The sequence below is a fragment of the Streptomyces sp. NPDC001858 genome (assembly GCF_053594615.1).
In genome coordinates this window covers 1-13,343 of record NZ_JBSFEV010000038.1, presented here as the reverse complement: position 1 = coordinate 13,343, position 13,343 = coordinate 1, and the positions used below count along the sequence as shown (strand labels likewise).

Sequence of the window (13,343 nt, the reverse complement as noted above, 5' to 3'; positions counted from 1 at the left end):
GCGACCAGCCACGACGGCGCCGCACTTCCAGCGGAGCGCTCGCCGGGGTTCCGTACCAGGTCAACGGTGTCGTCCGGGTGGTCGGACGGCCACAGACCGGCCCGCGGCGGTGATCGTTCGTCCGAGCCGGTGCCGAACAGTGATGCGGACGGCCGCAGCGAACGGCCCCAAGCGGGCGCATACTGGTGGCAATGACAAAGCCAGCTGCACCGAAGCGTTATTTGCCTTCCAGCCCGTTCAAGGCACCGGTCGCGCCGCCGCCCAAGCACTTCGAGGTCGGTGACCAGGTCACACACGACATGTACGGCCTCGGCCGGGTCATCGGTATCGAGGAGGGAATCGCGGCGCTCGTGGATTTCGGTTCGGCGCAACAGCGGATCCTGAGTCCTTACTCGAAGATGAGCAAGCTGTAGGACCGCTGTGCCCGGTCACGGCACGCCAGGCGCCCTCACGGCCCTGTAACGATAGGGAGACCTCTCATCGAATCGACCTCGCTGTTCTCCGCCCCGGAGGGGGCTATCCGCTCCGCCACGGCAGCGTCACCCCCTCCGACGACGAACCCCTTCCAGGCCCCGGACTTCGGAGAGATCGAGACGGAGTCCTTCCTTTCGGACTTGGACGAGGATCAGCTCAGGGCAAGCTAAGCGCTCCGCTGGAAGTGCCGCTATGCCCCTACAGGGCGCTGCCGACCCGCGGCCGACTTCCTCCGACCCGCTATAGCGCGACCAGCGACGTCCCCCGTCCGCCGCTTCCGTCCCCATCTCGATCATCCCCATCCCCGTACGAGCCCGTTCACCGCCGTACAGCCACCGCCCGGCGTACGGCGGTGAACGGTGTGTCGACCCTGTTCGGGCCGGGTCCTCAGGCTTCCTGCGCGGGCAGTCGGCCGGCGCTCACCGCGTCGAGGAGCGCCTGGTGGTCGCGCTCGTTCTGGTCGGCGTACAGCTCGGCGAACGTCACCAGCGCCCGGTCGAAGGAGTCGCCGCCGCCGAGATAGGCGGCGATGGCGATCCGGTCGCCGGAGCGGGCGTGCGCCCGGGCCAGCGTCGCACCGCACAGCTCGCCGAAGGTGCGCATGCCCCGCGGCACCATGTCCTCGGCCTCGGCGACGCCCTTCCAGTCGCGCAGCTGGCGCACATAGAAGTCGCGCCGTCGGCCGTCGATGCCCTCGACCCGTTCCCAGCCCAGGAAAATGTCGCTGGTCGCCTGCATCAGCCGCTGTCCGGCGACGACCCGCTCACCCTGCGTCCGGGCCTCGCTGGCGCCGATGTGCGGGGCCAGCACCGACTCGTCGGCCTCCTTGGCCTGGAGGAGCAGCGGATCCTGGTCGTCCCGGCCGAGCAGCAGCACGATCCAGCAGCGGGTGCCCACACTGCCGACCCCGACGACCTTGCGGGCCATGTCGGCGACCCGGTACTGCTCCAGCAGGAACCGCCGGTCCGACTGCACCGTCCGGCCGTAGCGCTCGAGCAGCCCGCGCAACGGCTGCTCCACATCCCGGTACCCGGTGCCCGGCAGCAGATCGCGGACCGGGACGATCAGCGGCGGATCGGGGACGATCTTCCGCTTGCCGTCCACGATCCGGGTGAGCTTCTCGAACGCCTGGAGCGTGTCGCGCGAACGCGCCTTGGTCACGGCGCGCGACCAGCGGTCACGGCCCCGCGCGGACAGGGCCGGCCCGAACCGCTGGCGCACCCACTCCACGTCGAACCGGGTGTACCAGACCGCCAGGTTGCCCTCGGCGGCGAAGGCGCGCATGTGCTCGCGGTAGGACCGCACGGTCGCCAGAACGATCGTCCTGCGCTCCTTGGTGCTGAAGCCGTTCAGCCGGCCCGCGATGACGAGGCTGGCCGCCAGCCGCTTGACGTCCCACTCCCAGGGGCCCGGCAGCGTCTCGTCGAAGTCGTTGATGTCGAACATCAGCCGCCGCTCGGGGGACGCCAGCAGCCGGAAGTTCAACATGTGGGCGTCGCCGCAGAGTTGGGTCCGAAACCCCGACCGCGGAGTGTCCGCGAGATCCGACGCCATGATGGCGGCGGCACCCCGGTAGAACCGGAACGGCGACTCGGACATCCGCCCGTAGCGGATCGGCACGAGGTCGGGCAGCCGGGTCGCCGACTGCTTCTCGATGATCTCCAGCGGGTCGGGCCGCTTCGGCCCGGGTGCGAACTCTGCGTGACTGGACCGAGGCACCGCGCTGCGCGCGGCCTTACCGAGAGCGGCCCGCTCCTGCGGGGTGCGGTGCCGTATCTCGTGCCCGTCCGGGTGACGGCTCTGGGTCATGACGGCGGCTCCGGGAAGCTCATAAAACACCTGATCAGCTGATCAAATGCACCCTTCAGCCTATCCTCGGGGCGGGTTTCGGGCGAGCGCAGACCTTCCGCTCCGCCCCGTAGGAGATCTCCCCGCAAGAAATCTCGCCGGTAAGAAATCTCCCCTGTAAGAAATCGCGGCTCCCGACCACTTCCAGGTGAGAGTCGAGACGAGGAGACGGTGCGTGACCGAAGTCCAACGCTTCCGTGACCTGTACGAGGAGTGCCAGCCCCGGGTGCTCGCCTATGCGTCGAGCCTGGTGGGCCGTCAGATCGGGGAGGACATCGCCAGCGAGACCTTCACGGTCGCCTGGCGGCGGATGCGGGACATACCGACGCCGCCGCTGCCGTGGCTGCTCGGCGTGGCCCGCAATCTGACCCATGAACTGCGCCGCCGCGACGGCAGACAGTACGCGGCGGCCGCCGAGGAGGCCCAGCGCATCATCACGTCTTCGGGCGGCCGGGTCGACGACGTGGCCGCCGATGTGACCGAGCGGGCGGCGGCGCTGCAGGCGCTGGCCGGGCTGTCGCCCGCCGACCGCGAGGTGCTGACGCTGGTCGCCTGGAACGGGCTCGCCCCGCGACAGGCCGCACGCGTCCTCGGCATTTCCACCGCCACCTTCCAGGTGCGGCTGCACCGGGCGAGACGGCGGCTGGAAAGAGCCGTCGACGAGGTCGCGCGGCCGGCCGGACGCTCCCGTGACTCCCGCCCCAAGGTGACTGCGACTGTGAATGTGAAGGAGCACTGACATGGCACGCAAGCGGCCCGATGTCATGAAGACGCTGGCCCAGGCGCGGCCCGCGGAGTTCGACCCGGCCCGGCTGGCCGGTTCCGAGCGCGCCCGGGACGACCTGATCGCCATCCTGGCGAGCACCCAGGACGAGCCCGAGACCCGAAAGGCGGTCCGCCCGGCCCGGCCCGTGCGCCCGTTCAGCTGGAGCTGGGCCCTGCCCGCCGCCGCGACGGCGGTGGTCGCGGCCGTGGTCGTCGGCACGCTGGCCGACAGCGGCGCGGGCACCGGCGTGGAGACCGGCGGCTCCCGGACGAGTGCCGGGGCATCGACGGACGGCGCCGGATCCGGGCAGACCCCGGCGAACGGCCGCCTCGCGCTGCTGAACGTCGCAGCCCAGCTGGACCGCACCGCGCAGGACGGCACGTACTGGCAGCTGACCACCCGCTCGGCCTGGATCGGTGTGATAGCCGAACCCGCGTCCGGCTTCTCCGTGCTCTCCACCGAGACGCAGGAGTGGTCCTACGGCGTGAAGTCGGGCGCGGAGAGCCGGTGGGTGTCGGGGATCGACGCCTCCACCCAGCCCCGCACCGCACGCGACAAGCAGCGCTGGCAGGCGGCCGGTTCGCCGAAGGAGCTGACCCTCGCCACCGGCGACGGCAAGAGCGGCAGGCTCGGGCTGCGCATCGAGTCGGCGTCCGAGGGCCGGCCGACGACGACCCGGATCAACGTCGGCGACAAGATCGCCGCGCTGGGCGCGGACAACGTCACCTATGCGGACCTGCAGAAACTCCCCGGCGACAGCGCCGAGTTGAAGGCCTACCTCGCCGACCTCTACGAGGCGGACGGCGACGGCGAGATCTCCGACCGCACCGAGTGGATGTGGCAGCAGGCGGCCGGGCTGATCAGGCTGCCGGTCAAGGCCGAGGTCAGGGCCGCCGCGTACCGTGTCATCGCTGACCTGCCCGGCATCCGCTCGCTCGGCGAGGTGACCGACCCGCTGGGCCGCAAGGGCGTCGGCTTCGCCCTGCCGGCCTACGACTCGCCCGAGTACGGGGCCGTCCGGTCCGAGCTGATCGTCGACCCGGACACCGGCGCCCTGCTCAGCGAGCAGCAGACGGTGACCGAGCCGAACGCCGTGGCCGCCGAGGCGGGCGTCACCGCGGGAACGCTGGTGAACTACACCGCCACGGAAAAGGCGGAGTGGAGCGACCGGCAGCTGTAGCCGGCGCGCGGCCAGGTCGCATCGCCGACATCAGCGATGCGACCGCCGCCGCCGCCGTCGTCGTCAGCCGGACTGGGACGGTGTCTGCTTGATGCCGTCGACGATGGCCCGGGTGATGACGGCGCTGGTGGAGGTGACCGTGCCGGGCTTGATCAGGACTCCTTCCTCCGTATAGCCCTTGACCTGGACCGAGCGGTCGCCGAGGAAGACATGGGTCTTCTCGTCGAAGATCCACTCCTCGCGCTGCCCGCTCGTCTCGTCCAGCCGGGCCACCGCCACGCCGTGCCGGCCGATCGCGTCCACCGCGTCGTTCACGATCACCACACCGGGGATCTTCGCGGCGGTCTTGAACAGCGCCGCGTACAGCTCCGCCGGCGGGTAGCTCTCGTTCAGCAGGTCGCCGATGGTGCTGAACGCCTGCTGGTCGGGGGTGTTGCCCTGCCCCTTCGTCTCCTTGTAGATCTTGGCGAGGAGCGCGTCGGGGTCGGTGGGCAGCTTGGTCAGGTAGTCGTAGGACGGCGCGCCCAGGTGCGCGGTGGGGGTGTTGCCCTGCTCGTCGGGGAGGCTCAGGGTCTCGCCCTCGGGGCTGTCGTTGACGGCGGGGTCGATCAGCCAGCCCTTGGTGCCGTCCGCGGAGTCCCACACCTGACGGCGGTGCAGCTCGTGGCCGGCCAGGAAGGACTTGTCGTCGACCGTCTTCACGAAGGTGTCGGCCGTCTTCGACTCGATGTAGATGAACTGGCCGGGCCCGACGGTCGGGTGGGGCGCCTCGGCCGCAGCGAGCGAGATCTGGTCGAGCAGCTGCGGCACGCCCTCGGTGACGGGGGTGCCGAGGGTCGTGGTCAGGGCGGGTCCGGTGGCGACACCGCCGTCCCTGACCCCGGAGCCGCCGTCGGTCACCACTCCGGCGACGACCGCCGCGGCGACGGCGGCGGCCATCGCGGGCAGCGCGATCGCCAGCCGCGGCATCCGAAACCGCCGGACCTTGCCGGGGGCCTGGGCCTGGGCCGAGGCCGAAGCCTCGGACTCTTCTGCCTGCCGCATGTCGTGGATCTGGGCCATCAGACGCTCCTTGTGGAACTGGTGACGGCCCGTCGGCAGATCACGCGCCGTCGAGGCGAAGAGCTCTGCGCCGTCGTCCGTGTTCGCGTTCATCGGTTTCCTCCCTGCACGGGCCGGACCACGTTGGTGTGATCGCCTCTTGTCTGTCGGGCGGGACGCCCGCCTTCCCACATTCCGCCAACTTTTCCGAACTGCCTGCCGTCTTCTCGCGTGGGCGGCGGGTCGGCGGCGAGCGCGCGCAGCTTCTTGCGGGCCCGGGACAGCCGGGAGGCGACGGTGCCGACCGGGATCCCCAGCGCTTCGGCCGCGGCCTCGTAGTCGAGCCCCTCCCCCAGACAGAGCGCGACGACCTCGCGCTCCGGTCTGCGCAGGGTGGCGAGGGCGGTGAGCGCCTTCGCCAGCCGCTGCCGGTCGTCGATCCGGTCGGCGACCTCGTCGGCGTGGTCGGGCACGGCCGACTCGGCGGCCGCGGCGGCGCCGGCCGCGGCCCGGTAACGCCGGTTGCTCCGGAACTGGTTGCGCGCGGTGTTGGTGGCGATGCCCAGCAGCCAGGGCCGCAGGGAACCACCCTCCCGCTCGACCCGGTCGCGCAGCCGCCACGCCTCCAGGAAGGTCGCGGCCATCACGTCCTCGGCCGTCGACCAGTCCGCCGTCAGCCGGAAGGCATGGTTGTAGACCGCGCGGGAGTAGCTGTCGAACAGCTCCGCGAACGCGCCCGACTCCCCGGCCCGTACCCGGGTACGCATATGTGTGCTCACCTCCATGAGCTGTCCGCCACCCCACCCCAACTTCCCGTGACCTGCGTCACACGACACTGACGCTTGGGCGCGGGTGCCGCCAAGGGCAGAGAGAAGGCCACCGGGTCGATCCAGGGGCAGAAGAAGCCGCCGCGTCGCGGTCAAAGTGCCGGCGAATGAGCAAGCGTCCGGCCGAGGAAGGCATTCTTCCTATACTTGCAGCATGGACCACGAGCTGGAGCGAGCCGCCCTCGTCGCACTTCTGCGGCGCGGTGATCGCCCCTGGCCCGAGCTCACCGACCAGATCGAAACCGTCGGAAGTGCCCGCGACGTCCTTGAGAACGCCCTCGACGCCTCGGGCCAGAGCGCCCTCTTCGACACCGGTCCGGCCGTGGACCTGGACGCCATCGCCGCTGAGATCACCGCCTGGGAACACGAGGGTATGCGGCTGGTGACGATCCTCGACGAGGACTACCCGCTCTATCTGCGGCTGGTCCACCAACGTCCGCCGTTCCTGTTCCTGCGCGGAACGTCCGTCGACGCCGATCTGCGGGTCGCCGTCGTCGGCACGCGAAAGCCCACGCCCGAAGGCATCGCCCACGCGCAGGCCATCGCCGGCGGACTCGCCGAGCGTGGCGTCACCGTGGTCAGCGGCCTCGCCGCGGGTATCGACACCGCCGCACACGGCACGGCTCTCGCCGTCGGCGGACGCACGGTCGCCGTCATCGGCACCGGCCTACGGCAGACCTACCCGGCGCAGAACGCCGCCCTGCAGCGGGAAATCATCGAGCGTGGTCTGGTGATCTCCCAGTTCTGGCCGGATGCACCGCCTTCGAAGACGTCATTTCCTATGCGCAATGCCGTAATGAGCGGCTACAGCCTGGCCACCGTCGTCGTGGAGGCCGCCTACCGAAGCGGCGCTCGTATGCAGGCCCGCCTGGCTCTGGAACACGGCCGCCGGGTGTTCCTCATGCGCTCTCTCATGACCCATGAATGGGCCCGGGAGTACGCGAGCCGCCCCAACACCACCGTCATCGACGGCCCGGACGATGTCTTCGGCCATCTCGACTCTCTCGTCCCGTCCACGGGCGAGCTCACCTGGGCCTGAGCGGCGGAGCGCGTGGCAACTGTCGGTGAACTGTCCGCCCGCTACGCCAACTTCCTCGTCCACCCGCTGCTACCGGGGCCCGGCGTCTGCCAGGTCTGCCGCGGTACGGCGAAACCCGGCTACCCCACCTGCTGGCAATGCCAGGAAGCCAGAAAGATCTTAGGCTCCAAGGTCGCCGACGCCGTGGTTCCGGTGAGCCTTGCGCTCAAGAACGAGCAGTACGCCAACGAACTGTGGCGCTACAAGAACACCGCAGGAGCGCAACAGCGGTATTTCCGCACGGGCCTGGCTGCCGTCCTGTGGCGTTTCCTCGAGCAGCACGAAGCCTGCATCGCAGCCCACTGCGCCGTACCGGGCTTCGACATCGTCACCACAGTGCCCAGCACCAGCGGCCGTGAGGACCACCCGTTGCGCACCATGGTGGCCGACGTGGTCGGCGCCACCCGCAACCGGTACCGCGACCTGCTCGCACCGTCACCCGACGCCGCCGCCCTCGGACGTACCGCCTCTTCTTGGCGATACTCCTCCTCGGCTCTCTGGGGCGGGAACGTCCTGCTGGTCGACGACACCTGGGTCACGGGCCACCACGCCCAGTCCGCGGCGGCAGCCCTGAAGACGGCGGGCGTGGCCAGTGTGGCCGTCATCGTCCTCGGTCGGCACCTCAACCTCACCTACGGTGACACCGCCACCCTCGTCGAACAGGCCCGCCTGCGCAGTTTCTCCTGGAACGTCTGCGGACTACGGCCCTGGCGCCATGGCTGAGTCGAGAACCGTTCGCCCTACGGATTGAGGACGACCTTCCCGACGACCGTGCCGGACTCGGCGAGCCGTACCGCTTCGGCGACGTCGGCGAGCGGCAGTCGGCCGGCGATTCGGGGGGTGACGTCGCCGCGTTGCAGGGCGGCGAAGACCTGTGTGAGGTCGGCGCGCAGCCGGGCCCGGAACCGGTTCTTGGCCAGGGCGCGGCCCGCCCAGACGTTGTAGAAGTAGGCGCGTCGGCGGTTGGGCAGGGCGTTCCACAGCCACAGCCGGCCGAGCAGCTTGAGCACGGGCCACTGCTTGGACCCTTCGTCGTCCCGGGTCGAGGCGGTGCCGTAGGACACCAGCGTGCCGCCGGGCGCGAGGAGCCGCCAGGAGTCCACGATGCCGCGCCCGCCGACATGGTCGAAGACGGCGTCCACACCGGCGGCCGGGGCGAGTTCACGGATCCGCGCGACGAGGTCCGGGGCGCGGTAGTCGACCGGGACGACCCCCTGCTCGCGCAGGGCGTCGTGATGGCGGGCCGAGGCGGTGCCGATCACCGTCGCACCGGCCGCCCGTGCCAGCTGGACGAGCACCGTGCCGACGCCGCCGTTGGCGCCGTGGACCACGATCGTGCCGCCCGCGCGGAAACGGGCCTTGCGGTGCAGCATCTGCCAGGCGGTGATGCCGTTGAGGATCAGGGTCTCCGCCTCCGCCGCGTCGATCCCGTCGGGCACCGGCACCGCGTCGGCGGCGTCGACGAGCACATGGCTGGCCCAGCCGCCGACCTTGACCAGCGCGGCCACCCGGGTGCCGGCCAGGCCGGGGTCGACGCCCTCGCCGGTCGTCAGCACGGTGCCGACCAGGTCGTAGCCGGGGACGAAGGGGAAGGGCGGCTGGTCGTAGTAGCGGCCGCGACGCATCTGCTGCTCGGCGAAGGAGACTCCGGTCGCCTCCATCCGGACCAGCACCTGCCCGGGCCCCGGGACGGGCACGACCCCGTGCCGGATCCGCAGCCCCTCGGGCTCGACCTTCCCCGGCAGGACGACCTCGACGAGTTCGACGAGTTCGGCGGTTCCTTCGGCGTTCATGACGACCTCCAGCGAGCGTTAGGTGCACTTGGGTTCGTTAGAAGTTGTAACGCACTCACAGAAGGGGTGTCAATAACAATCGTGATAGCCTCTAACTAAATCTTGGAGCTATAGGCGGGCATGCGGAGAGGTGGCGGCAGGCCATGGCGGAGACGGGCACCACGGCGGAGACGGGCACGACGACCCCGCGGGAGCGCTACCGCGCGCAGGTACGGGCGGAGGTCAAGCAACGAGCGTGGGAGCAGATCGCCACGGCGGGGGCCTCGGCGCTCTCCCTCAACGCGATCGCCAAACAGATGGGCATGAGCGGACCCGCCCTGTACCGGTACTTCGCCGGCCGCGACGAGCTGATCACCGAGCTGGTCCGGGACGCCTACCGAAGCCTCGCCGACACCTTCCACGCAGCCTCGGCCACGGGCGGCGGCCTGCCCGCACTGGCCCACGCGCTACGCGCCTGGGCCCTCGCCGACCCCCACCGCTACTTCCTCGTGTACGGCACGCCCGTCCCCGGCTACCACGCGCCCGACGACGTCACCACGATCGCGTCCGAGATCATGACGTCCCTGCTCGACGCCTGCGCCGACCTGCCCACGGACACCCCCGCCACCCCCCTCACCGCCCACCTGGAGGGCCTCGGCGACCAGTGGACGCCCGGCCACCCCGCCCCACCCGCCGCCCTCCACCGAGCCCTGACCTGCTGGACCCGCCTCCACGGCGTCCTCTCCCTCGAACTGGCAGGCCACTTCACCACCATGGGCTTCGACCCAGCCCTCCTCTACACAGCCGAACTGACCACCCTGACGACCCCTGTCCCTGACCCCGACCCTGCCCCTGTCCCTGGACTCGGCCGCTCTACAGCTGACGGGGATCGGCGTTGAGCAGAACGGGATCCTCGGAGCGCAGCCGGAACTTCGCCTGCACGCCGAGGCTTCCACGAGCGGCGATGTAGAACTCGTCCCGCTTCTCCTGGAATTCACGGAACGCGTTCATCCAGTCGTCCGGGGTGCCCGGACGCATGTCGCGGACGAACTGTTCCAGAACCCAGGCATGGCGCTGAAGCGCCCTGGCCGCGGAGATGGTCTCCGCGTCTCCCATGAGGAGAAGGGCCTCGAAGGCGTAGCCGCGCTCCAGTTCGGCTTCGGCCAACAACTCCAGGCCGGCCTCCTCGGCGAGTGGCTGAGGAAGCCGGAAGAGGCCTTTCCCCGCAGCCAGCCGACCCGCCACCGACGAGAACCGCTTCACCGCGTCGGCATAACGCAGGTAGCACTCCAAGCGGTGCTCGTCCCATCGCGTGGAGAGCTGCCGCCGCCACCGGGCCCGTTCCATCAACGCCCCGCCGACGTACGAGGCCGCCGCGCCCACCAGCACACCGATCAACGTGAACAACTGCCCCGACATCCCCGCCCCCGCCGCTCACAAGACCATCGCCAGGGACCCTACTTGCGCCACCCCACACACGTGAGTCCATCGCGGCAACCGCCGTACACACGCCCGAGTTCCGTTGTCTGGTTCGGGCGGTGATCGATTTCTTCGTTGCGGGACCGCCTCGGCCGTTAGCCTTCCCCCATGTTCTTACCCCGGAGTCAGGAAGACGGTCTTTCGGGCCTGCCCCGTGACCCGCGAGCGGATGCGTATCCGATGCCGGTCGTTCCGTTCGGGTGGTACGCCGTGCTGCGGAGTGCCGAGCTGCGGCGCGGCAAGGTCGTCAGCCTGCACTACTTCGGGCGCGCGCTCATCGCCTTCCGCGGGGCCGACGGGCAGGCGGCCGTGCGGGACGCGCACTGCCCGCACTACGGCGCGCACCTCGGCGCCGGCGGGAAGGTCGTGGACGGGACGGTGGAGTGCCCGTTCCACGGGTGGCGGTTCGGGGTCGACGGGAGGTGCGTGGCGGCTCCCTTCGCGGTCCGCACCCCCAAGGCGGCCCTCGGCGGCTTCCCGGTCCGCGAGCACAGCGACCTCGTCTTCGTGTACGTGGGTCCCGACGAACCCTCCTGGGAAGTCCCCGCCATCCCGGAGGCCACGTCCCGGGACTTCGCCACCCCGGTCGACGACACCTGCCGGGCCCGGATCCACATCCAGGAGATGCGCGAGAACATCGTCGACGAGTCCCACTTCCACTTCATCCACGGCCAGAGCGAACCCCCCGTCCAGGACTGGCGGGTGGACGGTCCCTTCGCCGAGGTGCGCGGGCGGATCCGGCGGCGCGTCCTCGGCCGGGACATCGACAACACCTTCGACGCGTTCATGTACGGCCCGGGAGTCATGGTGGTCCGCACCCATGGCCCGGTGCTCTCCGTGACCGCCGTCGCCCTCTCCACCCCGGTCGACGACCGCACCAGCGAACTGCGGATGCTCTACTACCTGCGCAAACCGTCCCGGGCCCGCTTCCTGACCCCCACGCTCAAACTCGTCTTCCGCGCGGAGGCGCTGGGCGAGGTGCGCGAAGAGGTCCGGATCTGGGACCACAAGATCCATCGGGCCCGGCCGGTCCTGCTCCCGCACGAGAAGGGGATCAGGGCACTGCGCCGCTGGTACGCACAGTTCTATCCCCCAGCGTTCACGCCGGGTTGATTCATATTCACGCGGGTGGACGTGGCGGCCTCGCCGCAACGCCCACCCACACCCCTCAGGGGATCCACGACGGATCCCCGACAGATCCGCGACGGATCCGCGCAGGAGCATCACACAGGCTGCACACAGTCGTTCGAAGGACTCGTTAGCGTGCCGCAGATGGACTACTGCTCCTCGTGTCGTCGGCATCTCAACGGGGCCCTGGTGTGTCCCGGGTGCGGCGCCTACGCCCCGGACATCGCCCCGGTCACGCTCCGGCCCGCGCAGACGACGACGTACGCCACCGTGGACAACACCGTGGACGCCGTCGCGCACGCCGAGTCGCGCGAGCGGCCGGCACGGCCCGTGCGGCCCGTGCTGCCCGTGCTGCCCGAGCCCGAGGTGCCGCCCGTGGCGTCCGCGCCGCCGGGGCGGGCCGCGCGGCGGCGGCAGTTGGCGCGCTGGAAGAAGAACCAGCGCCGGGCCGTGGTCGCGACGGCCGTCGCCCTCGTCGGCGGCGGACTGACCGTCAGCGCGCTGGACCGGCAGGGCGGCGACCGCGCCCAGGCCGCCACCGCACCGGAGAACCCCACCACGTACGGGGGCGAGGTACCGACCTCGGAGCACACCCGCCCGACGGTCGACCGGTCCGACGCGCACCGGCCCTCGACCGCCCCCACCGCGCCGACCCGGCCGCCGTCCACGGCGACCGAACTCGGGGGCGAGCGCTACACCCCGTCGAACGCCGGACCGGACGGCGCCGCCGCGCCCGCCGCGCCCCGGACGGCCGCCTCGCCCAGCGCCGCGCAGCAGGGGACCGGCGCCTCCTCGTACGGGGGAGCCGTCACCACGCCCACCGGCACGTCCGGCACGTCGTCCGGGCAGCAGGCGGCCACGCCCGCCGCGGGCGACAGCGCCGCCGACTCGTCGGGTTCGACGTCCACGTCGCCGTCGACGTCGGCTCCGACATCCGGAAGCAGCTCCGCGCCCGCGGCGACCTCACCGTCGGACATCTGTCTGCTGGGCCTGATCTGCCTCGGCTGAGCGGAGTTCCAGGAACTCAAACGGAACGGGAACGGGAACCGGAACCGAAAACGGAGTCGGAACGGGCGGGAACCGGAACGGCGGGAACCAATCCAGGCGATCGTTAGTTCAAGTTCTGATCCGTATCGACCGTCTGGAGTTCTCATGGCCCTGTGGGATCGCATCAAGGAGTCCGCGTCGACGATGCAGACCCAACTCGAGGCGAAGAAGAACGACCTCAAGAGCGGTGCCTTCCGCGACGCGAGCATGGCCATGTGCGCCCTGGTCGCCGCCGCGGACGGCAGCATCGACCCGGCCGAACGGCAGCGGGTGGCGCAGTTGATCGCCACCAACGAGGTGCTCAAGAACTTCGACGCCATGGATCTGCAACGGCGTTTCGACGCCAACCTCGACAAGCTGACGACCGACTTCGCGTTCGGCAAGGTCAGCGTGTTGCAGGAGGTCGCCAAGGCGAAGAAGAAGCCGGCCGAGGCGCGCGCCGTCATCCAGATCGGCATCGTCATCGGCGGCGCGGACGGCGACTTCGACAAGACCGAGCAGGCCGTGGTCCGGGAAGCCTGCTTCACCCTCGAACTGCCCCCGCACGAGTTCGACCTCTGACGAGCCCGAGCTGCTGAGTGGAGGGGGCGCACCGCCGATGCGGTGCGCGTCGTCCGTGATGGACGCGCCGATGCGGGAGAACCCGCTCGCCGTCCAGGCCGCGTCCGCGCTCTCCGCGTTGTCGGAGAACAGCGTCGCGCCG

Annotated in this window: 14 protein-coding genes; 9 read left to right on the top strand and 5 right to left on the bottom strand. The window is 70.6% G+C overall.

Features of this window, described 5'->3' with window-relative positions:
* Window positions 1-191: 191 nt before the first annotated feature.
* Complete coding sequence (locus tag ACWCPF_RS36385; protein WP_351906099.1) at window positions 192-413, top strand: CarD family transcriptional regulator; 222 nt, start codon at window positions 192-194, stop codon at window positions 411-413.
* 448 nt (window positions 414-861) lie between these two features.
* On the opposite strand, the gene ACWCPF_RS36380 is transcribed toward ACWCPF_RS36385, so the two are convergent.
* Window positions 862-2,283: a DUF2252 domain-containing protein gene (locus tag ACWCPF_RS36380; RefSeq protein ID WP_451049396.1), complete on the bottom strand. Its 1,422-nt coding sequence runs from the start codon at window positions 2,281-2,283 to the stop codon at window positions 862-864.
* 214 nt (window positions 2,284-2,497) lie between these two features.
* On the opposite strand from ACWCPF_RS36380, the gene ACWCPF_RS36375 reads away from it, so the two are divergent.
* Both ACWCPF_RS36375 and ACWCPF_RS36370 read left to right on the top strand, forming a co-directional pair.
* Window positions 2,498-3,061 carry an RNA polymerase sigma factor gene (locus ACWCPF_RS36375; RefSeq protein WP_451049395.1) on the top strand — a complete coding sequence of 188 codons (564 nt, stop codon included), beginning with the start codon at window positions 2,498-2,500 and terminating at the stop codon, window positions 3,059-3,061.
* A gap of 1 nt (window position 3,062) precedes the next feature.
* Window positions 3,063-4,268: a CU044_5270 family protein gene (locus tag ACWCPF_RS36370; RefSeq protein ID WP_451049394.1), complete on the top strand. Its 1,206-nt coding sequence runs from the start codon at window positions 3,063-3,065 to the stop codon at window positions 4,266-4,268.
* 63 nt (window positions 4,269-4,331) lie between these two features.
* Here the strand turns inward: ACWCPF_RS36370 and ACWCPF_RS36365 are convergent, their stop codons facing one another.
* Together ACWCPF_RS36365 and ACWCPF_RS36360 are read right to left on the bottom strand one after the other, a co-directional pair.
* A complete protein-coding gene (locus tag ACWCPF_RS36365) occupies window positions 4,332-5,423 on the bottom strand; it encodes a CU044_5270 family protein (RefSeq protein WP_451049393.1) in 1,092 nt (363 codons plus the stop codon).
* Entirely contained in the window at window positions 5,420-6,076 is a 657-nt protein-coding gene (locus ACWCPF_RS36360; RefSeq protein WP_451049392.1) for an RNA polymerase sigma factor, read from the bottom strand. Before ACWCPF_RS36360 ends, ACWCPF_RS36365 begins: the two co-directional genes overlap by 4 nt.
* A 214-nt stretch (window positions 6,077-6,290) precedes the next feature.
* Between ACWCPF_RS36360 and ACWCPF_RS36355 the strand changes: the two genes are divergently transcribed.
* Together ACWCPF_RS36355 and ACWCPF_RS36350 are read left to right on the top strand one after the other, a co-directional pair.
* Window positions 6,291-7,175, top strand: coding sequence for a DNA-processing protein DprA (locus tag ACWCPF_RS36355; RefSeq protein ID WP_451049391.1), 885 nt, complete (start codon window positions 6,291-6,293; stop codon window positions 7,173-7,175).
* A gap of 12 nt (window positions 7,176-7,187) precedes the next feature.
* The gene (locus ACWCPF_RS36350; protein ID WP_451049390.1) at window positions 7,188-7,937 is read left to right on the top strand and encodes a hypothetical protein; all 750 of its coding nucleotides are present in this window, start codon (window positions 7,188-7,190) and stop codon (window positions 7,935-7,937) included.
* Between the two features lie 17 nt (window positions 7,938-7,954).
* Here ACWCPF_RS36350 and ACWCPF_RS36345 read toward each other — a convergent pair whose 3' ends face one another.
* Entirely contained in the window at window positions 7,955-9,007 is a 1,053-nt protein-coding gene (locus ACWCPF_RS36345; protein WP_451049389.1) for a medium chain dehydrogenase/reductase family protein, read from the bottom strand.
* A 143-nt stretch (window positions 9,008-9,150) separates the two neighbouring features.
* On the opposite strand from ACWCPF_RS36345, the gene ACWCPF_RS36340 reads away from it, so the two are divergent.
* Complete coding sequence (locus ACWCPF_RS36340) at window positions 9,151-9,885, top strand: TetR/AcrR family transcriptional regulator (RefSeq protein WP_451049388.1); 735 nt, start codon at window positions 9,151-9,153, stop codon at window positions 9,883-9,885.
* Here ACWCPF_RS36340 and ACWCPF_RS36335 read toward each other — a convergent pair.
* Window positions 9,860-10,393, bottom strand: a complete 534-nt coding sequence (locus ACWCPF_RS36335; protein WP_451049387.1) for a hypothetical protein — start codon at window positions 10,391-10,393, stop codon at window positions 9,860-9,862. The genes ACWCPF_RS36340 and ACWCPF_RS36335 overlap by 26 nt on opposite strands.
* 252 nt (window positions 10,394-10,645) lie before the next feature.
* Here ACWCPF_RS36335 and ACWCPF_RS36330 point away from each other — a divergent pair, with 252 nt between their 5' ends.
* The 3 genes from ACWCPF_RS36330 (at window position 10,646) to ACWCPF_RS36320 (ending at window position 13,201) form a co-directional block, all read left to right on the top strand.
* Window positions 10,646-11,578: a Rieske 2Fe-2S domain-containing protein gene (locus tag ACWCPF_RS36330; protein ID WP_451049386.1), complete on the top strand. Its 933-nt coding sequence runs from the start codon at window positions 10,646-10,648 to the stop codon at window positions 11,576-11,578.
* Window positions 11,579-11,737: 159 nt separating this feature from the next.
* Window positions 11,738-12,601, top strand: a complete 864-nt coding sequence (locus ACWCPF_RS36325; protein ID WP_451049457.1) for an SCO2400 family protein — start codon at window positions 11,738-11,740, stop codon at window positions 12,599-12,601.
* A gap of 144 nt (window positions 12,602-12,745) precedes the next feature.
* Window positions 12,746-13,201: a tellurite resistance TerB family protein gene (locus tag ACWCPF_RS36320; RefSeq protein ID WP_451049385.1), complete on the top strand. Its 456-nt coding sequence runs from the start codon at window positions 12,746-12,748 to the stop codon at window positions 13,199-13,201.
* Window positions 13,202-13,343: the final 142 nt, after the last annotated feature.